The 23,327-nt window shown below is 65.4% G+C and carries 19 protein-coding genes; 7 read left to right on the plus strand and 12 right to left on the minus strand.

Translation table 11 applies throughout. From position 1 onward, the window contains the following. Positions 1-50: 50 nt before the first annotated feature. From IMX13_RS11190 to IMX13_RS11205, 4 genes are all read left to right on the plus strand, one after another. Positions 51-338: a helix-hairpin-helix domain-containing protein gene (locus IMX13_RS11190; protein ID WP_227255415.1), complete on the plus strand. Its 288-nt coding sequence runs from the start codon at positions 51-53 to the stop codon at positions 336-338. Between the two features lie 338 nt (positions 339-676). Further along, the gene (locus IMX13_RS11195; protein WP_193396373.1) at positions 677-1,753 is read left to right on the plus strand and encodes a L,D-transpeptidase; all 1,077 of its coding nucleotides are present in this window, start codon (positions 677-679) and stop codon (positions 1,751-1,753) included. A 16-nt stretch (positions 1,754-1,769) separates the two neighbouring features. After that, positions 1,770-2,495 (plus strand): murein L,D-transpeptidase catalytic domain family protein, encoded by a 726-nt coding sequence (locus tag IMX13_RS11200; RefSeq protein ID WP_053516633.1) that lies wholly within the window; start codon positions 1,770-1,772, stop codon positions 2,493-2,495. 34 nt (positions 2,496-2,529) lie between these two features. Then, the gene (locus tag IMX13_RS11205) at positions 2,530-3,135 is read left to right on the plus strand and encodes a HutD family protein (protein ID WP_193396374.1); all 606 of its coding nucleotides are present in this window, start codon (positions 2,530-2,532) and stop codon (positions 3,133-3,135) included. Between the two features lie 54 nt (positions 3,136-3,189). Here IMX13_RS11205 and IMX13_RS11210 read toward each other — a convergent pair whose 3' ends face one another. The 12 genes from IMX13_RS11210 to IMX13_RS11265 all read right to left on the minus strand — a co-directional run bounded on the left by IMX13_RS11210 (position 3,190) and on the right by IMX13_RS11265 (position 15,777). After that, a complete protein-coding gene (locus IMX13_RS11210; RefSeq protein WP_164151734.1) occupies positions 3,190-4,794 on the minus strand; it encodes a sulfite reductase subunit alpha in 1,605 nt (534 codons plus the stop codon). After that, the gene (locus IMX13_RS11215; RefSeq protein WP_193396375.1) at positions 4,791-5,762 is read right to left on the minus strand and encodes an FAD:protein FMN transferase; all 972 of its coding nucleotides are present in this window, start codon (positions 5,760-5,762) and stop codon (positions 4,791-4,793) included. Before IMX13_RS11215 ends, IMX13_RS11210 begins: the two co-directional genes overlap by 4 nt. Before the next feature lie 52 nt (positions 5,763-5,814). Then, positions 5,815-6,618 carry a DUF4198 domain-containing protein gene (locus IMX13_RS11220; protein ID WP_193396376.1) on the minus strand — a complete coding sequence of 268 codons (804 nt, stop codon included), beginning with the start codon at positions 6,616-6,618 and terminating at the stop codon, positions 5,815-5,817. Positions 6,619-6,734: 116 nt separating this feature from the next. Further along, the gene (locus tag IMX13_RS11225; protein ID WP_065174546.1) at positions 6,735-7,253 is read right to left on the minus strand and encodes a DUF2271 domain-containing protein; all 519 of its coding nucleotides are present in this window, start codon (positions 7,251-7,253) and stop codon (positions 6,735-6,737) included. Positions 7,254-7,284: 31 nt separating this feature from the next. Further along, positions 7,285-7,923 carry a PepSY-associated TM helix domain-containing protein gene (locus tag IMX13_RS11230; protein WP_193396377.1) on the minus strand — a complete coding sequence of 213 codons (639 nt, stop codon included), beginning with the start codon at positions 7,921-7,923 and terminating at the stop codon, positions 7,285-7,287. 116 nt (positions 7,924-8,039) lie between these two features. Then, a complete protein-coding gene (locus IMX13_RS11235) occupies positions 8,040-10,460 on the minus strand; it encodes a TonB-dependent receptor (RefSeq protein ID WP_193396378.1) in 2,421 nt (806 codons plus the stop codon). A gap of 147 nt (positions 10,461-10,607) precedes the next feature. After that, complete coding sequence (locus tag IMX13_RS11240) at positions 10,608-11,006, minus strand: hypothetical protein (RefSeq protein WP_193396379.1); 399 nt, start codon at positions 11,004-11,006, stop codon at positions 10,608-10,610. Between the two features lie 164 nt (positions 11,007-11,170). Next, positions 11,171-11,848 (minus strand): Fe2+-dependent dioxygenase, encoded by a 678-nt coding sequence (locus tag IMX13_RS11245; RefSeq protein ID WP_193396380.1) that lies wholly within the window; start codon positions 11,846-11,848, stop codon positions 11,171-11,173. Between the two features lie 51 nt (positions 11,849-11,899). Further along, a complete protein-coding gene (locus IMX13_RS11250; protein ID WP_193396381.1) occupies positions 11,900-14,224 on the minus strand; it encodes a catecholate siderophore receptor Fiu in 2,325 nt (774 codons plus the stop codon). A gap of 142 nt (positions 14,225-14,366) precedes the next feature. Beyond that, positions 14,367-14,759, minus strand: a complete 393-nt coding sequence (locus IMX13_RS11255) for a hypothetical protein (protein WP_193396430.1) — start codon at positions 14,757-14,759, stop codon at positions 14,367-14,369. 149 nt (positions 14,760-14,908) lie between these two features. Next, entirely contained in the window at positions 14,909-15,241 is a 333-nt protein-coding gene (locus IMX13_RS11260) for a non-heme iron oxygenase ferredoxin subunit (protein WP_053516647.1), read from the minus strand. Then, on the minus strand, positions 15,238-15,777 hold the full coding sequence (locus IMX13_RS11265) for a GNAT family N-acetyltransferase (RefSeq protein WP_074900552.1): 540 nt from the start codon (positions 15,775-15,777) through the stop codon (positions 15,238-15,240). Before IMX13_RS11265 ends, IMX13_RS11260 begins: the two co-directional genes overlap by 4 nt. Before the next feature lie 155 nt (positions 15,778-15,932). Here IMX13_RS11265 and IMX13_RS11270 point away from each other — a divergent pair, with 155 nt between their 5' ends. The 3 genes from IMX13_RS11270 (at position 15,933) to IMX13_RS11285 (ending at position 23,327) form a co-directional block, all read left to right on the plus strand. After that, positions 15,933-21,305 (plus strand): RHS repeat domain-containing protein, encoded by a 5,373-nt coding sequence (locus IMX13_RS11270; RefSeq protein ID WP_227255409.1) that lies wholly within the window; start codon positions 15,933-15,935, stop codon positions 21,303-21,305. Between the two features lie 3 nt (positions 21,306-21,308). Then, a complete protein-coding gene (locus tag IMX13_RS11275; RefSeq protein WP_193396382.1) occupies positions 21,309-22,325 on the plus strand; it encodes an RHS repeat-associated core domain-containing protein in 1,017 nt (338 codons plus the stop codon). Between the two features lie 618 nt (positions 22,326-22,943). Then, positions 22,944-23,327 (plus strand): hypothetical protein, encoded by a 384-nt coding sequence (locus IMX13_RS11285; protein WP_193396384.1) that lies wholly within the window; start codon positions 22,944-22,946, stop codon positions 23,325-23,327.

Here is a 23,327-nt window from a genome sequence, read left to right on the forward strand (position 1 = left end):
AGTTATACGTCGTGCCTTGGTTAGTCGTGTTGAGGGCACTGGTACTGGCAATGGGGATCGCAGGGGCGCATGCCGCCGAACCGATCGACATCAACCGGGCCGATGTCCAGGCGCTGCAGCAGGGATTGACGATGGTCGGAGCCAGGAAGGCTGCGGCGATCGTCGAGCACCGGCGCAGACACGGGCCCTTCAAGCGCGTCGAGGATCTGACGCAGGTGAAGGGGATAGGGACAGTGATCGTCGAACGGAATCGACAGCGGATCACCGTAGGCGACAGGCTGTTGCCCGCGGATCCGGTACCCGGATCGGTACCGGTGCGGACCGTACCAAGGCGTTGACAACAGGAATCGTCGGGACCCGCAGGAGGCCGGTCCACCGGGCACCGCCAGGGAGGCTGTGTTCACCGACCGTCGCAGGATGCGGCACCAATCACCAGGACGGTGGCATCACAGACCTGTGGAAGGGGCTGAGATACAAGCAGGACAGACGCGGCCGCGTGCAGGATGCAACGCCACCCCCACTTCGCAGGACGCGCGGGGGAGGCAGCAGGCCGACAAGGACGTGACGATTGCCCGGTACGACACAGGGTTGTGTCGCCGGGCATTCTCTTTTGGCGCGTTCGCTACGGCGCGATGGTGTACGGTGACCGCTTCGCATGGAATGGAACCTCCGCTGGATGCGTCTGCACCGTCCGTCCCTGATGCTCTCCCTTGTCCTGGCACTGCCGCTGACCGTGCAGGCCGGGCCGCCGTCTTCGCACTCGATCGACCCGTCCGGGCCGGTGGCCGCCGAACGCGGGCCTACCGATCTCAAGCCGGGCGAATTCCTCTGGCATCCGGAGATTTCCCCGGCCGGCCCGATCGTGCTGGTCGTCAGTCTGGACGAGCAGCGCGCCTACGTGTATCGCAACGGGATCGCCATCGGGCTGACCACGATCAGTTCGGGCAAGGCGGGACACGAGACGCCGACCGGGGTGTTCACGATCCTGCAGAAAGACAAGGACCACCGCTCCAACCTCTATAACAGCGCACCGATGCCGTACATGCAGCGGCTGACCTGGGACGGCATCGCCCTGCATGGCGGCAGCCTGCCGGGGCATCCGGCCTCGCATGGCTGCGTACGGCTGCCCCAGGCGTTCGCGCAGAAGCTGTTCAGCGAGACCCGGCGCGGCGATACGGTGGTGGTGGCCGATGCCAAGAGCGCGCCGATGACGTTGGCCTATCCCGCCGTACTGGCGCCGGTCAACGCGCGCGGCGAGGCCCTGCCCGAAACCGGCGACGGCAGTGTGGCGGCGGCCTGGTGGAACGACAGCGCGGCGCCGGCCGGGCAGGTCGGCATCCTGGTCAGCCTGCACGACCAGCGGCTGTACGTCCTGCGCGACGGCGTGATGATCGGCGAATCGCCGCTGAAAGCCGATGCGCTGCCAGCCTTCCAGGGCACCACGCTGTTCGTGATGGGGCAGGGCTACAGCGATGTTCCCAGCCCGCTCGATGCGAAGCAGCGCCTGCATCAATGGACGGCCTATCCGTTGCTGGGCCAGGACCGTGCGCAGGCGACCCCGGACCTGTTGGCCACGCCGTCGCTGCCACTGGCGCTGCCGGCCGATTTCGCCCGCCAGCTGTACCAGGTGCTGGTGCCGGGCACGACGCTGCTGGTGACCTCGCTGCCCGCCGTGCGCCCAAGCCCGGCTGAATCCGGCCTGCAGCCGGTCTTGGAATCCGAGCCGGCAGGGTCCACTCTCACAGGCAACTGAGTCCTGTGTCCCGTCCATGACCGCATCCCGCCTTTGCCGGCTGGCCACGCTTGGCCTGCTGGCAACCTCGGCCAGCGCACCCGCGTTGGCGCAGACGCCCGCCATCGCGACCCGTGCCGAGGATCTGGCCGCCCTGCTGGCACGCACCGCGCCGAAGGCCGATCGCCATGTGCTGCAGCTGGCGGCGCAGGCCATGCGCTGCGCCCTGTTGCGACCGGAGCTGGGCATCAGCGGCGAACGCCTGAGCGTGATCGACTATTCGCGGCCCTCCACCGAGCCGCGCCTGTGGGTGTTCGACCTGGCGCACCAGCGGCTGTTGTTCGAGGAATGGGTGGCGCACGGCCGCAACAGTGGTGAGAACCGGACCGAGCATTTTTCCAATCGCGACGGCAGTTACATGTCCAGCCTCGGTGTGTTCACCGCGCAGGAAACCTACATGGGCGGCAACGGCTACTCATTGCGGCTGGCCGGGCTGGAACCGGGCTTCAACGACCGCGCGCGCGAGCGTGCGATCGTCATCCATGGCGCCCCCTACGTGAATCCGGCGACCGCCCAGCTGCAGGGTCGGCTGGGCCGCAGCCTGGGGTGTCCGGCGGTGCGGCTGTCGGTGGCCAGGCCGCTGATCGACGCGTTGCGTGGTGGCACGATGGTGTTCGCCTATTACCCCGACCAGGACTGGCTGAAGCATTCGCAGCTGCTGGGTGGCCAGTGCGGCGCGCAGGGTACGGTCGCCACGCGCTGATGCGCGATTGCACGTGGCGTGGTGCAATGCAGGCATGGATATCGATGCGCTGCTGAAGACTCCGAGCCAGGTGATTGCCCGCCTGGATTACCGCCGCGAACGCTGGCGCAATGGCCTGGGCTGGACCCGCGAAATCCTGCGGCTGCCGGCGCACGGGGACGACTGGGCCCTGCGCCTGTCCGTGGCGGAGATCGAGCAGGATGCCGCGTTCTCCGCATTTCCGGGCGTGGAGCGCGAACTGGTGCTGCTGCAGGGCAACGGTGTGCGCCTGCGCTTCGCCGATGGCCGGGTGGCGGAGGTGCTGCCGCCGCATGGTCGCGTGCGCTTTGCCGGCGAGGAGGCACTGCACGGCGAACTGGTCGATGGCACCACCCATGATTTCAACCTGATGTGGAAGCGCGGGCAGTTGCACGCCGAGCTGCTGCACCGGCCGCTGGTGGGGTCGATGTTCTTCTTCTGCGAGCCAGGCGTGGCCTGGGCGCTGCACCTGCTGGCGGGTGAGGCCGGCTTTGCCGCGGACAGTGGCTTGCCGCCGATGCAGGCAGGCGACACTGCATGGCTGGCGGCCGGCGAGCGCCAGCGGCATGCGCTGCAGGGCAGTGGCGAGCTGCTGGCGATACGGGTGAGCGCCGCGGACTGATGATTCGCATGCGCCGATGGGCATCATCCGCGCATGCGCTGGGCGCTGCCTGGGCTAATACACATCACGGCGGTAACGGCCGGCCACCAGCAGGGCCTCCTTGCCGTCGGTACCCAGCACCTGCTCGATGACCGCATCCACGGCTGGCGCCATGCCCTGCAGGCTGCCGCAGACCAGGATCGTGGCACCTTCATCGACCCATTGCCGCAGCGTTGCCGCCTCCGCCAGCAGGCGGTCCTGCACGTAACGGTGGCTGCCGCCGTCACGGCTGAACACCGTATCCAGACGCTGCAGCGTGCCGGCCGCCAGCATCGCCCGCAGTTCGTCACCGAAATGGAAGTCGTGCGCGGCCGAGCGCTCGCCGAACAGCAGCCAGGTGCGGTGCGCGCCGACGGCCGCGCGCTCATGCAGGTGTGCACGCAGGCCGGCGATGCCCGTGCCATTGCCGATCAGCAGCAGCGGCGCCGCAACGGCGGCACCGTGGAAGTTGTCGTTGCGGCGCAGGCGCAGTTGTACCGGCTCGCCGATGACGGCGTGGTCGCACAGCCAGGCACTGCCGATGCCGGGCGTGCCATCGGCACGCAGCTGCCGGCGCACCAGCAGTTCCACCGCACCATCGTCCATCACCGAAGCGATGGAGTACTCACGATGCGGCAGCGGCTGCAGGGCCGCCAGCAGGGCGGGCAGATCACCCGGTGGCACCAGTGAGGGCAGGTGCGAGCGTTCGACACGGGCCAGCAGCGTCTGGCCGTCCTCGAGCACCGTCTGCGGATCGAAACCCTGTGATTCCAGCCAGGCCCGCGCGCTGTGCCGCGCGTGCTGCGGGCCGATCTCGGCAATGTCGCCGGCCTGCCAGCGCACGCCGTCGATGGCAGGCGCCTGCAGGCGCAGCCAGTACACCGGTCCGCCCTGGCTGCCGGGATTGAGGTGCCGGCGTTGCAGCAGCGTCCACGGCTGATATTCGGCCGGGCTCCAGTCGGGCAGTTCGCTGGCGCCACCGGCAAGTTGTCCGAGCAGTTGCTGCCAGTGCCGCAGTGCAGCGGGATCGGCGTTGTCGACCTCGATGGCGTCGAACAGGGCATGTGCGCCGTGCTGGCGCAGCCAGTCGTCGAGCTGGTGACCGAAGGCGCAGAAGTGACCGTAGCTGCGATCACCCAGGGCGAGAACGCCGTACGAAAGATGCTGCAGCGATGACGGCAGGGCCATCACATGGCGCAGGAAGGGCACTGCATGATCGGGCGGGTCGCCTTCGCCGGTGGTACTGGCGATGAACAGTGCACGCTGGCTGCCGGCCAGCAACGTGGCGTCGACCTCATGCAGACCGCGCACACGCACCGGCACGCCGGCACCACGCAATGCCTCGGCACTGCGTTCGGCCAGTTCGCGGGCGAAGCCGGTCTGGCTGGACCAGACCAGCAGGATCGGCGCGACGTCGCCAGAGGCAGCATCGTCGCGCGGTCGCCCACGCCACCACAGTGCGGTGCAGACCAGCGCATAGAGCGCGGTGGCGATGATGGCGATCTGCGATTGCCGCGCCGGCGGTGCGCCCTGCCACCAGGCTTCGCCGAGATGCAGTCGCAGCAGCGCCCAGCCGATCAGCGCCAGCAGGATCAGTACAAGCGCGTTGCCGAGCAGCGCGCGCGACGGCCGTGCGCTCATGCGTCCCGCTCGTCGAGCAGACGCTGGAAGGCGCTGCTGAGAAACTCGTGCGGGCCATCCGCTGCGCGATGCAGGTAGCGTGCGGCCAGTCCTTCGCGTTCGGCCAGCGCCATGCCGTGCTCGCGGCCGAGTACGGTGAGTGCGGTGGCCCAGGCATCAGCATGCATCGCGTCGTCGGCGACCACCGTCACCGCCGCTGCAACCTGGCGTACCGGCCTGCCGGTGCGCGGGTCGAGGCTGTGGCTGTAGGCCTCGCCATCGGCCTGATAGTGATGCCAGCGATCGCCGGAGGTAGCGACCGCCTTGCCGTCCAGCGCCAGCACCCGCGGTGGTGTTTTGGCGTGCGCGTCTTCTTCCGGCGCCGATTCCACCAGCACGCGCCACCGTTGGCCATCGGGCTTGCGGCCGTAGCCGGCCAGTTCGCCACCGACCTCGATCAGTGCAGCAGCGATGCCCTGATCGCGCAGCCACGCGGCCACGTGATCGACGCCGAACCCCTTGGCGATCGCAGAGAGATCCAGTTCCAGTCCGCCGGGTTGCAGCAGCGCATCGCCGCGCCATTGCAACCGCTGCCAACCGCAGCGCTCGCGCGTGGCCTGCACGGTGGCGGCATCGGGTTGGCGGCGTTCGCCGGCACGTGCACCGAAACCCCACAGTGCCACCAGCGGGCCGATGGTGGGATCGAACGCACCGTCGCTGGCGGCAGCGATGGACTGCGCGCAGGACAGGACGTGACGGGTTTCGGCAGGCAGGGTGCACCACTGGCCTGCATCGGCGCTGTTGTAGCGGCTGAGGTCCGAGCCGGCGTCCCACGTACTCATCTGCGCGACCACATCATCCAGGCGCGCCTGGATGCCGGCGTGCAGCGGGTGCAGGTCGCGCTGGCGCGGCGCGACCAGCGACACGCTCCAGGTGGTGCCCATGGTGGTGCCGCCGAGGCGGGCGATGTCGAGCAGGGTATTGGTCATGACGGGGCGTGGCGGCTGCGATGCCGGGGCGTGCCCGGCATCGCGGTCCCCATTACTGCGGCAGCACTTCCAGCGTGGCCACGTAGCTCAGGCGACGCTTGGCGGCCTGCTTCACCGAGGTCTTGTTGTCTTCAGTACCGGTTTCCAGCCAGTACATGCCAGCTTCCGGCCAGGTCACCTTGATCTCGCCCTTGGCGTCGCTGGTCACCTTCAGTTCGTCCTGCGCGTTGCGGTAGCGGGTGGCGCCGCGCACGATCTCGAAGGCAAGGCCAGCCGTCGGCTTGCCGTCGACCAGCACGCGGAAAGTGGCTTCCTCGCCGGCGAACAGGTCGTTCGGGTGACCGACCGCAACCAGCTCGATGCCGCGGTTGGTCGGCTTCAGTGCGGTATCGTTCGGCGCGCCATTGGTCACGAACGTCTCCACGCGGCCGACCGACTGGCTCACTTCCAGCTTCTCCGCGCCCTTGGGCAGTTCGCCGAAGGTGGCGACGGTACCGCGCCAGCGCTTGCGCTCGCCGTTCTGTTCGTAGGTGGCGAACAGGCCGTCATTGACCGAAGCGATGCGGTAAGTGCCCTGCTGCTTCAGCTCCAGATCGAACACGCTGCGGTACTTGCCGGTCGAGGCGTTCTGCGGCTGCACGGTGCTGCCGTCCGGCGCGGTGATCACCAGCGATTCCAGGCGCAGCGGCACGTGGTTGAAGTAGAACAGGTCGTTGGAGACCGCACCATCAACAGTGATCCACGGCGCATTGCCGGCGATCACGGTCTGCGAAGGCAGCAGCCAGGCCTTGTGGGCGAGTGCGGAAAAGGGAAGGGCAGCGGCCAGAGCGGCGGCGAGGACGAGCATGCGCTTCATGCGGAAGACTCCAGGGACGTTGGATGGGTGGGGTCAGAGCCCTTCCTGTGGAGGGGATCCGACCCCGGGGTCGGACCCCTTTCCAACGGAAAGGGCTCTGCCCCCGGCTCAGGCGGTTACGGTTTGATGGCGAGGGTGACCTGGCCCAGTTCGGTGGCGCCCTGCGCCTTGCCGTTCTGTGCGGCGGTGGCCGGCCAGGTGAAGGGGATCTTCAGCAGTTCGCGGCCACCGACTTCGCGCACCGCTTCCACCACCAGGGTGTAGTTGCCCGGGGCCAGCTGCTTCAGCGCCGGCTGCTTGTCGTTGAACGACAGCGCGTGCTTGCCGGCCGGGCGGGTTGGGCCGGTCACGCCGTCCACCGGCACCTGCAGGGTGCGGCCGCTCTTGCGCCACCACTGGCGCAGGTCGGGCAGCCACTTGGTGCCATGGCCTTCGTTGTTGCTGGTCTGCTGGTACCAGACCGACAGGTTGGCGGCCACCTTCTGGTCGGCACCTTCCAGCCACACCGCTACGTAGGGACGGTGATACTCGGCGACATTGAGCTTGGGCACCTCGACGTTGATGTCGAGCGTGGCGGCATAGGCCGGCGAGGTGGCCAGCAGGCCGCTGAGGGCGATGGTCAGGGTGACGCGCATGGGGCGGCTCCGGTGAAGGGGATTCGATGGTTCAGTGGATCAGCAGCAGGGCGATCAACAGCGGGATCATCAGGCCGAGGCCGACCAGCGGCCAGGTCATGCGCCGCTGCCGTGCATGCAGGTGCAGCAGGAACAGGCCGGTGATGCAGAACACCAGGCAGGCCACGGCGAACAGGTCCAGGAACCAGCCCCACGCCGGGCCCGCGTTGCGGCCCTTGTGCAGGTCGTTGAGGTAGGACACCACGCCGCGGGAGGTTGATTCGTATTCCACCGCGCCGGTTTCGCGATCGATGCTGAGCCAGGCGTCGCCGCCGGGTCGCGGCAACGACAAGTAGATCTCCTCGGCCGACCACTCGGCCGGGCGACCGCCGATGGCGATGCCCAGCTGCGTATCCAGCCATTGCCGGGCCGGGCGGGGGATCGGCGCGTGGCCGTCCTCGCGCGTGTCGAGCTGGCCGAGCAGATCGGCCGGCAGTTGCAGCTGCTGGTTCTGCACCTCGGGCTTGGCTTCGATCTTCGCTGCGTGGTTGAGGGTCAGCCCGGTCACCGCGAACAGCAGCATGCCGATCAGGCACACCGCCGAGCTGATCCAGTGCCACTGGTGCAGCGTCCGCAGCCAGAAGCCGCGGCTCTGTTGCTGCTGCACGTTGGAGGGAACGGAACGGCTCACGACGGGGATTCAGGACGGATGCGGACTGCGCATTACATCATTGATGAGAATAGCTCGCAATTGCGTATCGTTCTGTATCCCGGTGCCGGCCAAGGCCGGCACCGGTCAGGGTCGCCTCAGAACTTCGCGTTGAGCGAGATCCAGTAGCTGCGGCGCTGGTCCTTGGTCGCGTAATCGTCCACGCAGCTGAACTCGCTCTGGCTGATCAGCAGGCACGACTGCGAGACGAAGTCCTTGTCGAGCAGGTTGTTGACGCGTGCGTTGACGGTCAGCCATGCGTTGGCCTTCCAGCTGCCGCCGAGGTGGAAGATCGTGTAGTCCTCGTAGACGCGGTCGTGGCTGTTGCCGGCCGCATCGAGGATCGTATCGCGGTAGCGGTCGTAGCGGCCTTCGCCGATCAGCGACAGACTGACCGCGTCGCTGACCTGCCAGTTGAGGCTGGCGTTGGCCATATGCCGGGCCGGCATGGTGCCACTGATCGGCAGTCCCTTCTGCGGGCCACTGGTCTGTTCGCTGCGGGTCCAGGTGTAGTTGCCCCGCAGCTGCAGGGTTTCCAGCAGATCGACGTGCGCGGCCAGTTCGGCGCCACGGGTTTCGGCCTTGTCGATGTTCACGCTCTGGGTGAAGGTGCTGTAGCCCAGCGAGGCCCAGCCCGGCCCGATGTCCACGCAGTAGCCGCTGCCGGCCGGAGCCACCTCGCAGTTCGGGAAGGTGCCGCCGCTGGCGATCTTGTCGTCGAACCGGTTGAAGAAGCCGGTGACGTTGAAGCCCCAGCGCTGGCCTTCGTAGTAGGCAGCCAGCTCGTAGTTGGTGCTGGTTTCCGGCTTGAGGTTCGGCGAACCCACCAGCGGCAGCACGCCCTGCCCACCGAAGCCGGTGATGCCCGGGAACAGCTGGTCCGGGCGCGGTGTCTTGTAGCCGGTGCTGACACCGCCCTTGAAGGTCCATGCATCGCTCGCATTCCACACCAGGTAGCCGCGCGGGCTGACATGGCTGCCGAACACGTTGTGGTCGTCGTAGCGCAGGCCGAAGGTCGCCGTGAGGGTATCGGTCAGTGCCCAGTTGTCCTCCGCGAACAGGGCCCACATGCGGTGCTTCTGCCGGGTGTTGCTGCGGTAGCCGGCGCCATCCATGCCGAACACGCCGTCGACCATGTCGGTGTCGTTGTACTGTCCGCCAACGGTCAGTTTGTGCGCGCCGAAATCGAGGTCGAGCATCGTGTCGAGCACGTAACCCTCAAGCTCCATCGTGCGCAGCGGACGTGGCAGGAACGCCTGCAGGCGCGCCATCTCGCTCGGGTCGAGGGCAGACAGCGCATTGCCACGACCGGCCGCACAGTTGTTGGCGGCGCCGGTGCGGCGGCAGACGTCATTCCACAGCGTCTGCAGGTTGGCGCGCTCGTCCAGGGTCAGTGGCAGCGAACGGCCGAGGTTGCTGCTCTTGCTGTGGGTCAGCGAGGTCTGCCAGGTGCCGAAGCTGTAGCGGCCCTGATGGGTCAGCGATACCTGGTCACGCTCATAGCGCTGGTAGGCGGTGTAGCCCACGCGCGGCTGCACCACGCGGCGGGTGATGGTGCCGCCGCCATCCGGATCGGGGATGACCGCATTGCCGACGCGCCACAGGCTGGCCAGGCTGTCGAGCGTGCCGGTCTGGCCCTCGCTGTTGTCGTACTTCTGCCGCGACACGTCGTAGTCCAGCCACAGTTCGTGGTCGTCATTGACGTGGACGTTCAGGCGCACGCCCGTGTTCCAGTTGGTGTTGGCCACCGACTTGCCGCCACCTCCGAAGCCGATGCTGCGTTCCCACAGGGTGCCATCGGGCAACGGCAGCGCATCCCATTCCGGATTGGACGCCTTCGCATCGTAGTAGCTGCCGCGCACGGACAGGCCCAGGCGGTCCTTCAGCAACGGACCACTCAGGTACACGTCGGTGCTGCGGGCATCGCCGAACTGGTCGTCCTGCTGCACGGTGAAGCCCTGGGTCAGCGCGCCGTGCCAGCTGTCCTGGTTGCGGCGGGTGATGATGTTGATGACACCGCCCATCGCATCCGAGCCGTACAGCGTGGACATCGGGCCGCGCACCACTTCGATGCGCTCGATCGCATCCAGCGGCGGCAGGTAGGAGAACTGTCCGCCACCGAAGTTGTTGGGATACAGCTGGCCGACGTTGCTCTGGCGGCGGCCGTCGATCAGTACCAGGGTGTATTCCGAGGGCAGGCCACGCATGGAGACGGTGGCGCGGCCATTCTTGTCGGTGGCTTCCAGGCCGACGTCGATGCCTTCCACATCGCGCAGCGCATCGACCAGGCTGGTGTAGGGGCGCTTGCTCAGTTCCTCGCGGCTGACCACGCTGATGCTGGCCGGGGCATCGGTGATTTTCTGTTCGAAGCCGGAGGCGGTGACGACCACCTTGTCCAGGGTCTGCGGCGCTCCGGCGATCTCTGCATGGGCGAAAGCAGGGGCCGCCATCGCCGCAAGCACGGCGCTGGTCAGCAGGGGGCGGGACAGGGACGAACGGACACGATGGCGCTGGGCCATGGCAGATACCTCGAAGGATGTAAGGCAGCGCGATGCCGGGTGCGGAGCGCACACGGCAGGCAGGGAAAGCCCGGTCAGGGGCGGCAGGGAAGAAGCAGTCAGCGGCGTGTGGACGCGACCGCGCAGGCGGTCACGTCGGGCCGTGGATCAGGCGAGCGGCGGCGCCTGACCGCGTTGCTGGCGACGCCCGGGCGCGTCGGCCCAAGGCGTGTCCGGAGCGGCCAGTGGCCAGTCCGGGCGCACACCGGACATGGCCGGCGTGGCGGGTACGAGTTCAAGTTCGGTACGCAGCCACTGGCTGGCCAGCAGCAGCGGCGGCGCCTTCTCGGCCGCTTTTACCGGGGCGGAGGCACAGCGGCGCAGCTTGGCCGGGGCTTCTTCCTGCAACGGGCCTTCGCCGCCACGTTCTTCCAGCGGCATCTGCAAGGTCATCGCTGTGGCCGGGTGCGGCAGCAGCGGCAGGGTGCCCAGCAGCAACGCCAGCATCGCCACCCATGCCAGCAGGCTGGCCAGCGCGGGACGCTGGCCGCGCATGGCGGTGCCCATCTTGCGATGGATGAGTGGGCGAGGGCGGAGCGGGCGCAGCAAGCGGGGGTCCCCAGATGGTTTGCCGGCAACGGCCAGCATCAACGGGGCGTGATTGTAATGAGAGCTGTTAGCGTATGCAAATGAGAATGATTGCTAAAATGTAGGGCGCGGCCTGGAGTGGCTCAGACCTCGCTCCAGCGTCGCAGCAGGTTGTGATACACGCCGGTCAGCTGCAGCACCGCATCAGCGTCGCCTCCGGTCTGTCGCAGGCGCTCGATGGACGTGTCCATTTCCCACAGCAGGCGACGCTGTACATCGTCGCGGATCATGCTCTGCACCCAGAAGAACGACGCCACGCGCGCGCCCCGGGTAACAGGATTGACCTGGTGCAGACTGCTGGAGGGATAGACGATCAGGTCGCCGGCTGGCAGCTTCACCTCGTGCTCGCCGTAGGTGTCGCTGATGATCAGCTCGCCGCCGTCGTACTCGTCCGGCGCCGACAGGAACAGGGTGCAGGAGATGTCCGAGCGCAGCTGCTCGCCGTTGCCCAGGTTCATCACTGCGCCATCGACGTGGAAGCCGTAGGTGCCGCCGCCGCGGTAGCGGTTGAAGCGTGGGGGGAGGATCTTCAACGGCAGTGCCGCAGCGAAGAACAGCGGGCTGCGCCGCAGTGCGGCGAGCACGCCGGCACCCAGCTCGGCTTTCACTGGTGACGCGTCCGGCAGCTGTTCGTTGTGCTTCACCTGCGCACCCTGGGCACCCACGGTCTCGCGGCCATCGGTCCAGTCGGCGGTGTCCAGTTGCTGGCGGACCTGTGCCACTTCATCAGCGGTGAGCACGTTGGGAATGTGCAGCAGCATGGTGTTGCCTCGTCGTTGCGCGGGGGAGCCGGGCTCCCCCGCGCCAGGACATCAGAAGCGGATGTCCGCGCTGAGCAGGAAGGTGCGCGGGGCACCCGGGGTGTAACGGTAGCCGCTCTTGTTGATGCTGGCCACGTAGGCCTTGTCGAACAGGTTGTAGCCGTTCAAGCGCAGCGAGATGTTCTCGTTGACCGCCCACGACACCACGGCGTCGTACACCACATAGGACTTGGTGAATGACGGCGTGCCGACAGCACCGTCGGTGCCACGATGCATGCCGGCGGCGTAGCGCACGCCACCCCCGACGGTGATGCCGTGGGCCAGCGTGTAGCTGGTCCAGCCGGTGAACGTATCGTCCGGCGTGTACGTCAGGTTGGTGGTGCCGTCGGCAGCGACCTTGGCGCCTTCCTTCACTTCGGTGTCGAGGTGGCTGAAGCCGGCCGACACCGACCAGTTGTCGGTCAGGCGGCCCACGGCGGACAGCTCCACGCCCTTCACGCGCTTGCTGCCGGTCTGGGTCGGGTTGCCGGCCTCGTCGAGCACGGTGGTATTGATCTCGTTGTCGACGTCGGTCTGGAACAACGCCAGGTTGAAGGCCAGTGCATCCTCCAGGAATGCCCACTTGCTGCCGACCTCGAAGGTCTTGGCCTTCTGCGGGTCCAGCTTGGGGTTGTCGGCGCTGCTGGCCGAGCTGCTCAGCTGGAAGTTGGCACCGCCCGGGGGCTGCTGCGAGATCGCGTAGTTGGCATACACGCTGACCGTGTCGCCCACCTTGTACAGCGCGCCCAGCTTCCAGTTCAACAGAGTGTCGGAGGCCTCCAGCGTGGGGTTGCGCAGCACGGTGCCGGCCGGATTGCCGCCGCAGGCGGGGCCACTCCGGCCGCCGCAGACCGAGGCGCTGGCGTACTCGGTCTTGTAGTGGTCGGCACGCACGCCGGCAGTCAGCAGGAAGCTGTCGCCGAATGCCAGCGTGTCGAACAGATACGCCGAGGACGTGGTGGTCTTGCCGTGGGCATCGGCGCCGTTATGCGCCCAGGTCAGCCCGGTCACGTTCCAGTCCGGGTCGTACAGGTTCGCGGCAGGCCAGCTGGTGCCGCCGGTGGCCGCCTGGCCGTAGCTGTCCAGTTCTTCGCGGGTGAACTCCAGGCCTGCGCTCAGGGCATGGCCGATGGCGCCGGTGCTGAAGTCGGCCCGGAGGTTCAACTGGTCGGTCAGGATGGTGTTGCGCTGCTCCTTGAAGGTCGGCAGGCTGCGCGCGATCGTGTAGGTCGAACGGTCGGCGGGGTTGGTGTAGCCGATGTTGCCGGTCGGACGACCATTGGCGCCGAGCGCGCCGGTACCCATGAAGGCGGTGAGCAGGTAGTCCTGCTCGGTGCGGCCCCAACGCGCGGTATTGGTCAGGCGCACGCTGTCGTTGAAATCATGTTCGAAGCGGAACGTGGCCATCTTCGCGGTCACGTCGTCGTGGTCGGCGCGGGTACCGTAGAAGTTCTCCGGATCCACCGGATGCCCGGCCAGGGCTTCGAGTGTCGGCTGCGGCGTCCAGCCCGGCAGCCCCAGGGTCGGCACGCCGCCGTCGGGCACGTTGTCCTGCTTCACGTACAGCAGGTTGAGGTAGTAGCGGGTCGCCGTGCCCAGGCCGAACGCCAGCGACGGGGCCAGGCCCCAGCGCTTGTTCTGCACGTGATCGCGGCCGGGCTGGTCGCTGTCCTGCCACATCGCGTTGACGCGCAGCGCGCTGGTCGCGCTCAGCGACTGGTTCCAGTCACCGGTCGTCCGGCGCTGCTGGTCACTGCCCAGCGAAACGCTGGCCGAAGTGGCGTCCTGCAGGGTGGCCTGCTTGCTCACCAGGTTGATGGCGCCGGTCGGCGCCGAGCGACCATTGTCGGTCCCTGCTGGCCCCTTGGTCACTTCCACCTGTTCGATGTTGAACACGTCGCGCGAGATCGAGCCGAGGTCGCGCACGCCATCGACGAACAGGCTGTTGGAGGTGTCGAAGCCGCGCATGAACAGCGCATCGCCGGTGGTGGTGTTGCCGTTCTCGCCGGCATAGAAGGTGCCCACGCCCGGGCTGTTGCGCAGCGCTTCGGTCAGGGTGGTGGCGCCCTGCTGGTTGAACAGGTCGCTGGTGATGACCTGGATGGTCTGCGGGGTGTCCTGCAGCCGCTGGGTGAACTTCGGCGAGGCGACCTTGTCGGCCTTGTAGCCACGCGTGGCGTGCACGTCGATCTTGTCCAGCGTGCGGGCATTGTCGGTCGCTTCGGCGTGGGCCAGCGCGGGCAGCGTGGCCAGGCCGAGGCCGGCGGCCAGACTGGCGGTCGCCAGCGGCAGGTTGCGGAGTGGGGAGGCGTGCTTGCGGCTCTTGATCGGGTTCATGGGTCTGGGTGGGTAGCGGGACAGGAACGATCCGCCGGTGCCGGATGACGGCGCGGCAGGCAGGATCGGAAGCGGACTTGAAGCGGGATCGGAGGTGGAGGTCCGGGCAGCGCCGGACGCCCGGGCGCGGCCGGGGGAAGCGTCAGCTCAGCAGGGACGGAGGCGCCTGGCCGGGGGGATGCTGGTAGCGCGACGGCAGCGCCGGGGCCGGGTAGGGCGACGGCGCGGCTGCCGGCACCAGTGGCGGCACCGGAAGCGGGCCACACAACCGCCGCAGCAGGGGGGACTTGATGCTCCGACTGTCATCGGGCTCGGCTTCCGCCCGCGGCATGGCCTGTTCCAGGAGAGGCGTGCCGAAAGGCGCTGCGGGCAGGCTGTCCTGCGCCTGCAGCGTCGGCGTGGTGACCTGCGAGCTGCGCGTCCCTTCATGCAGCGCCGACCATCCCAGCAGCAGTGCCAGCAACAGCGCAGCCAACAGCGGCCCGCCCTTGCGGGCAAGCTGGCAGAGCGTAGCGATGGGCGCGGGCGAGGCCATGGCGCGGCGGTGGGCATTACGAAGATGTTACGTAGAGTAACAGCAACGATAATGATTCGCATCTTCGGTGTTGCGGGAGGCCCGTGTCTGGCTCCTCGCGGCCCTGTGCGCGCCTGCAGGGGCCTTCCCGGGGGCGGGTGTCGTCCCGGTCAGTCTCGGTCGTCGCGGGTCCAGATGGCGTCGTGCTCGCGCTTGACCGGGAACTTGGGGACCGGGCTGTACGCGGGGGCACACAGGGCACGGCCATCACGCACGTCGAAGCGGGCACCGTGCAGCACGCACTCGACGCTGCCTTCGGTGGTGTTGAACTCGCCGGAGGACAACTCGAATTCCTCGTGCGTGCACTGGTCTTCCAGGGCATACAGCTCGCCGTCGAGGTTGAACACCACGATCGGCGTACCGGTAACCTCGTCGAACACGCTCTTCATTTCACCCGGCAGCAGGTCGCTGCCGGCGCAGACGAAGGTCCACGCATCGCTCATGCGGTGGCTCCCACAAGCGGCTTTTCCAGGATCTCGAAGCGCAGATCGTCGCGCTTGGGAATGCCGAAGCGCTCGTCGCCGTAGGGAAACGGCTTCTTGATGCCGGTGCGGCGGTAGCCGCGGCGCTCGTAGAAGGCGATCAGTTCGTCGCGCACGTCGATCACGGTCATCTGCATCACCGGCACGCCCCATTCGCGCGCGGCGTGGGCTTCGGCCGCATCCATCAGCTGCTTGCCGACGCCGCCACCCTGCTGGGCCGGATCGACCGAGAACATGCCGAAGTAGCCCTTGCCGTCGACATCGGCGACGTGGGCGCAGGCCACGAGGCGGCCCTCGCGCTCCGCCAGCAGGATGGTCGAGCGGGGCCGGTCGAGGTCGGTCTGGATGCCTTCGGCATCGATGCGGGCGCCGTCCAGCAGGTCGGCTTCGGTGGTCCAGCCGACCCGGCTGGCGTCACCCCGGTAGGCGGAGGTCACCAGCGAGATCAGGGCAGGGATATCGGCCGACGTGGCGGCGCGGAAGGTCAGGGTGCTCATGGCGCCATTCTAGGTGGGGCGTGGGTCAGGCCGCACGCCCTTCTGCATTGGCGATGCGAGCCGGGCATTCGACCGCCGATGGAAGTACTGTCGTGAACGGAGCCTTGACGCCGCCTTCATTTCATGTTCATAAATAAAGCGTGGCACGGCCAGCGTTGCGACTGTCGCGTACGTGCACGCATTCAAGGAACGGACGATCCAAGGAGGCTCCCATGCGGTCTCGTGCCACGCTCCGCCCGCGCCAGTCTGGCCCGGCCGGCCTTTCGACGCTTCTTCTGCTGCTGGCCGCGATCGGGCTTCCTTCAGTGGGCTTGGCGCAGATCGTCCCGACCTGGCGGCAGGAGTACGACAAGCGCCTGAAGTACGGTGATCTCGTCGAGCCGCTGAAGGGCGAGATCTTCGGCGAGCAGGTCAATCTCTATGACGGCTCGATCAGCTTCAAGGCTACCGATATCTCGCTGCCGGGCAACAGCGGACTCCCGGTCGCGCTTAGTCGCAGCCGATCAGCCAGCGACGGCAGCAGTGAAAGTCCTCTTGGCGACTGGGATCTGGATGTTCCGTCGCTGTCAGGTGTCTATGGCGATCTCCCCGAGACTGCAGCTCAAGGGCACTGGATGCCGGCCGCGCGCTGTACCACCGTCGGTGCCCCGCCAACGCTGGAGGTCTGGAACCGCCGGAACACTCAGAAGGTCAACTTCAATCCACACACTTATTGGGATGGCGTGCGGCTTTCGCTGCCCGGAGGTGGGGGCGAACCACTGCTGGGCGGCAATGGCGATGCGCGGCAACCCCGGCCGCAGCTGGGACAGCCCGCGCCATGGAATACAAAAGGCGGTTGGGTATTCACCTGCTTGGCCGCATTGAAAAGCGGACAGGCCGGCGAAGGATTCCTGGGACATGCACCGGATGGGACCAAATACTATTTTGACTGGATGGTGGCTCGCCCCAACAGCTCCGCGACCCTGCAGCCGTTCGGACCGGAAAGCAACGCCCAGTTGGGGCGCAAGCGAGTTCACCTGTATCCATCGCAGATTGTTGATCGTTTCGGAAACTGGGTGCGCTATGAATGGTCCGGTACCCGACTCCAGCGCATCACCGCAAGCGATGGCCGCGAAATCAGCCTTGCGTACCAATCGAACGGGTTGATCGCCTCTGCAACTGCCGCCGGGCGCACCTGGACTTACGGCTATACGGATGCCGACATCCTGCGGACGGTGACGCTGCCCGATGGAACCCAGTGGACCTACAGCCTGCCGCCGCTATCGGTTACGCACAAGTACGCCGAGTACACCGGGCAGAACATCTGGGACTACATGGAATACCCGGCGACCTGTTCGCGTGTGAACAAGATCGTGCCCAGCGAAATCACCATGACCGTCCAGCATCCATCGGGTGCACTGGGAACGTTCCAGTTCCGCCCATTCCGCCATGGGCGCAAGAACGTCACTCTGGACTGCCAGACCTCTGGCGACAATCATCTCATCGCAGAAGGCTGGAACTACACACCGGTCTACCGTGATGCGATGTCGCTGGTGGCCAAGACCATCAGTGGTCCTGGCATTCCCACCGCGCAGTGGACCTATCAGTACACCAATCTCAACGGGGCTTACGCACAGGATCTGGGCGGTCCGGTAATCCCTGCAGGCCAGGCAGAGCCGAAGATCACCACCGAGACGCTGCCGGATGGCGTCGTACGCGTATACGAATTCGGCAAGGAAGTCGCCTATAACGATGGTCTTCTACTGTCGACGACGACGCGATCGGGTAGTTCGGTCGTGCGCGTTGACCGCAACAACTACTATCCGGATGCCCAGCTGGACGCGGCGCCCTTCCCGAAGGAAGCCGGCAAGGACTTCAAGTACGGTGCGAATGACCTCAAGGCGCACTACAACCGCCCTGTCCAGTCCACTGTTGTGGAGCAGGACGGTGTGCAGTTCAGCCGGACCGTGCAGACCTTTGATGCATTTGCACGTGAAGTCACCGTCGTTGAAGCAAATTCCGCCGGACAGAGTCGCACCAGCACCACGGCCTACTACGACAATCCCGCGCTATGGGTAAACGGTCAGTCCGCGCGTAGCGTCCTCAATGGCATTGAACAGTCCCGCACCGAGTTCGACATGGCCAAAGCGTTGCCTTTGCGCGCCTATGCATTCGGTCGTCTGGCACAGCAGGTGACCTATGCGGCCGACGGCACCGTCGCGTCGGTATCCGATGGCCGCGGCAATACCAGCCATCTGTCGGGGTGGAAGCGCGGTGTTCCGCAGCAACTGCGGATGCCGGCCACAGCCGAGGCGCCAAATGGCGCGCTGCGCACTGTTGCCGTCGACGACAACGGTTGGATCACCTCGCTGACCGACGAGACCGGCGCAACCACCAGCTTCAGCTACGACAGCATGGGGCGTCTGCGCAGCCAGCAGTTCCCGAGCGGCGACACCGTGAACTGGAATGGCGTGAGCATGGACCTGCAGCGGCTTGGGAGCGCGCAGCTGGGCGTCCCGGCCGGTGCGTGGAAGCATTCACGCACGCAGGGCGGGCGGCGCACGGACACCTACCTGGATGCGATGTTCCGCCCCGTACTGGTGACCGAGAACGCCAACAACATGCTGGACAGCGCCGTGGTGACCCGCTACGACGCCAGTGGCAAGACCGTGTTTGTGTCATATCCCACGCGGCAGCTCTCCGATATCAACGCGGCCCTGACCGGCACCGCGACGCAGTACGACGCGTTGGGACGTCCCATCGCGGTCAGTCAATCGTCCGAGCTCGGCACATTGGTCACACGTACCGAATACGTGGGCAACCTGTCGGTGAAGGTGACCAGTCCGCGCGGTCAATCCACAACCACACGTCATCTCGCCTACGACCAGCCCACCTACGAAATGCCTGTGACGCTGCAGCACCCGGAAAGCGTGGTGACCGAGATCCAGCGCGATCCACTGGGCAAGCCGCTGGCGATTACCCGCCGCAATGCGAACGGCAGCCAGTCGTTGACCCGCCGCTACGTCTATGATGCCTATCAGCAGCTGTGCAAGACCATCGAGCCGGAAACCGGTGCGACGGTGCAGGACTACGACGCGGCGGGCAACGTGCTCTGGTCGGCGGCTGGCATGACGTTGGCGAGCACCACTGACTGCAATCGCAGCGAGGCGCTGGCCAGCGGGCGTGCGGTGAAGCGCAGCTATGACGCCGCCAACCGCCTGTTGACCTTGATCTTCCCGGATGGCCGCGGAAACCAAAGCTGGTCCTACACGCCGGATGGCTTGCCGGCCGAGATCAGTACCCAGAATGATCCGACCCGACCGATGGTCGTCAACCGGTACCAGTACAACCGCCGCCGTCTGCTCAGTGGCGAAACCCTGCAACATCCGGATCTGGGCAACCTGAGCCTGGCCTATGGCTACGATGCCAACGGCACGCTGGCCAGCCATTCCTATCCGGGCGGACGTGTCGTCAGCTACACGCCGGATGCGCTGGGCCGGGCCACGACGGTCGGCGGCTATGCGAAGGAAGCCAGTTACTTCGCCAACGGTGCGCTGGCGCGCTTCGTGTATGGCAACGGGGTCGTGCACACGTTGACCCAGAACGCCCGCGGCCTGCCGGACCGCAGTCGCGACGCCACGGCAGCGGCGGCGGTGCTGGATGACAGCTACGACTACGACGCCAGTGGCAACGTGATGGCCATATCCGATGGCCTCCCCGGCGCACCCGGCAACCGCGACATGACCTATGACGGCCTGGACCGCTTGCGGACGGTCACTGCGCCGGCCTTTGGCAACGCACTGTATGAGTATGACGCGCTGGACAACCTGCGTCGTGCGAAAGTCGGCAGCCGGGATCGCACACATTACTTCGACCCGACCAATCGCCTGATCAATGTGATCGAAACCGCAACGGGCGCAACTGTGACCGGCCTGGGCTATGACGCCCAGGGCAATCTGTCTGTCCGCAACGGTCAGGCTTTCTCGTTCGACTACGGCAACCGGCTGCGTGCCGCGAGCACGGTGGAAAGCTACGAGTACGACGCCCATGGCCGCCGCGTGAAAGCCAGCGCGAGCGGCAAGGGGGCGATCTATTCCTTCTACGACAATGGCGGCGTGCTGCGTTTCCAGCGCAACGAGCGCACGGGCAAGCAGACGGACTATCTCTATCTGTCCGGCAGCCTGCTGGCACAGGTGCATGGCGAGGCGGCGCCCAGCGTTCCGGCACTGAGTGCGCCGGGCTACATCACCCAGGGCAGCGTGAACCTGACCTGGAGTCCGGCAGGTGGGGCCAACCGCTATGAACTGCAGCGTGCGCTGACCGGCACTTGGAGTACGGTCTTCGATGGCGCGGCGCAGTCGTTCACCAGCACTGGCCTGGTTACCGGCACCTATCAGTTCCGGGTGCGCGGCTGCCGCGCGGTGTGCGGCGGATGGAGTAACGTCGCGTCAGTGGCTGTGGCGCTGGCACCGTCCACGGTGCCCGCACTGACGGTGCCCGCCACAGCCTTCAATGGCACTTACAACGTGGGGTGGTCCGCAGCGTCTGGCGCCGAGCGCTATGAGTTGCAGGAAAGCGCCAACGGAGGTGCATGGGGTCAGGTTCATAACGCAGCCGGTCAGTCCAAGGCATTCAGTGGTAAGGCCGCAGGAAGTTACAGCTACCGGATCCGCGCATGTAATCCGGTGGGATGCACCGGATACAGCGCCACGGCGTCGGTGGCAGTGGTGTATCCGCCTGCCGCTGCGCCAAGCGTCTCCGCGCCGGCGCGATCTGCACCAGGCAGTATCGGCATTGGCTGGAATGGAGTGGCCGGTGCCACACGCTACACCCTGCAGGAAAGCAGCAATGGTGGGGGATGGGTCACACTGTTCGACGGCAACGCCAGCTCCTATGCCACCGCTGCGCGCGGCGTGGGCAGCTATGGCTATCGGGTTGCTGCCTGTAACGGCGCGGGCTGCGGGCCATGGTCGGCCACCGCGACGGTTGCGGTGATCGGGGCACCGACGATCGAGCCGGTAATCAGTGCTCCGGGCCTGGTGAACGTGCCGCAGTACAGCCTGAGCTGGTCGATACCGCCCAACAGCGAGAGCTTCGTGCTGGAGGAAAGCGCCAACGGAGGTGGCTGGACGGTGGTGCATAACGGCGTCGGAAACAGCTTTGGTGCAAGCCGTGGAAATGGCAGCTACGCATATCGCGTACGTGCCTGCAACTTCGCAGGGTGCAGCCTGAACTCCGGAGTGGCGACGGTGTCCGTGGTGCTGCCACCGGGGGCAACCTATCTCTTTGAGGCTCAATGGTTGAGCAGCAAGACGGCGCCTTATCAGATCCAATGCACGGTGGGTTGGGTCGCCTCGGCCGGCGCGACGGAGTACCAGCTGGAGCCGGCGTCCGGCGGCAAGACTCTGTATGCAGGTCCAAAGACCTATGTGCAGTCAAGGAATGGTACGTACTGCGCCAGCAGCTACCGGGTGCGGGCGTGCAATGCCGGCGGTTGTTCAGATTGGTCGGCAAGCTTCCCGGTCACCCGCGGCGTACTTTGGGAGTAAGACATGAACGGATTCTCTGCGATGTTGATCCGCGTGGCGCTCGTGTCGGGTGCACTGGTGGTCGGCGCAGCGCCAGCGGCAGCTCAGGAAGTAGTCGAGTACATCCACACAGATGCGCTCGGTTCACCAGTGGCGATCACCGATGCCAGCGGAAATATCATCGAGCGTACGGTGTATGAGCCGTACGGGGCGGTGGTCAATCGGCCGTTGAAGGATGGGCCGGGGTATACGGGGCATGTGACAGACTCAGGTACGGGGCTGAGCTATATGCAGCAGCGCTACTACGATCCGCAGATTGGGCTATTTCTTAGTGTGGATCCGGTCACGGTTTACAAGAGCCCCGCTGCGATGTTCAACCGCTATCGGTACGCAAATAGCAATCCGTATCGCTTCTATGATCCAGATGGTCGATGCACGGGATCGAGGATCAAAAATGGTGATGGGACATGTGCGAGCACAGGTGAGTTCACAACAAAGGCTTCATCTGCAAGAAGCTTGGACGCGAGAAATGTTGATAAGGTCTTTACACATTCGTCTGTGTCGTCATTGGGTGGGCAAGCAACTCCGTCCGAATTCCCAAAGGAAACTCGTTCTGCTTTGAGCAAGTTCCTGGGGTCATCTGTGGGAGGGGCGATTGGCAGGCATGCGGTGCTGAGTGGTCAGAAGATTGACATGGAGCAAATCCTCCCAAGCTCCGGATACCCTCCAGTATTCTCGGGTGGGTATGCGGGTACTAATATCGTTACTTATAGTCTTGAGTGGCGCCAATTTTTGGCGTCCAATAGATTTGGAAGAGAGTTCTCTGGTGCTGGATTAGATGTGCTTCTTGCACATGAGATTGGTCATACGCCAATAGCTGGAGCGGTCTTCGGCTATAGCCCAGCGACCTCTGATGCCAATGCCGATGAGTTCAATGCGGTGCGATTTTTAGAGAATCCATACAGGCGGCATTTGGGATTGCCGCTAAGAACGCATTACTCTGGAATTTCCGTGCCAGAGCCATTGCTTGGAGGGCAGTAAGATGTTTCCTATTACCACGGCTTTCCTAATGCTTGTTGCGACTGGCGTGGGATGCGATTGCAGATCCGGTGGCTGGGCACAAGTGGTTCAGAAGACTGAAGCGCTCGTTTTGCACAGGGAGTCATTTAGGGTGCCGAGAGATCCAGTGGGGTCTGAATACGAAGCCGCCTGTGTCAGAATTCGATTCCAGATTGATAAGCGTGGGGAGCCGATCAATGTCAGCATTGACAAGAGCTCTAGAAATAGGGCGATCGATGTTGCTGCTAGAGAAACATTGAAGAAGTTCAGGTTTGAGTTGCCTCAAAGCGATTCTGAGGGAGAATTTGCATTGGTGTTTGACTATCCGTCGAGAGATGCTCCATAAATCGAAAGTCGGAAAGTGATCCAAGATTGGCCCTTGACAGCCTATGGAATACCAGGCCACACATTGCGGGCCTTGTCCTCATTGCGGAGATCGGGTGGATTATCGCCCAGCATGCGCCGACAGCGAGTCCGGAACCTCGCTCACCATCTTCTGCTTGGCCTTCGGCAGCTCGCTGATTCACTCCAACTGCTGCTGCAGCACGGTTGGGGTCATGTTGCTACCGACGGCTGTACATCACTGTGTCGAATCCGCTCATGCCTGGCAGCTGTGGTCATTTCACTGGGCTGCAAGGTTGTGATTGGTTGTCGGATCCTGTGATTGTTGTAAAGAATGTTGAAAGGGACGTGATTCATGACATCAGCTTGGAGGTCGGCGGTGGTGTGGTTGACCTGGGGGCAATTCCTGTCGGTGAAAGCAGGGCTGCAAAACCGGAGATCGCTGCTGATTCCTCGCTTGTTGTAACGTACTACGAGAATAATGCCCGTGTGGTTTGCTATGGAGATTTGTATTTTACAAACAATCTCTATGTCAAGGTTGAGGCGGATGTGGGTGGAGGGTTTGCCGTACAGCGGAAGTTGCGGATTGATGTGAGCGGTGGAGTGTGTCTGGAGAATTTTTACAGTGCAGTGCCAACGTGA

Origin of the sequence: Stenotrophomonas sp. B2 (assembly GCF_014947095.1) — a bacterium.
GTDB classification, from domain to species: Bacteria; Pseudomonadota; Gammaproteobacteria; order Xanthomonadales; family Xanthomonadaceae; genus Stenotrophomonas; species Stenotrophomonas maltophilia_P.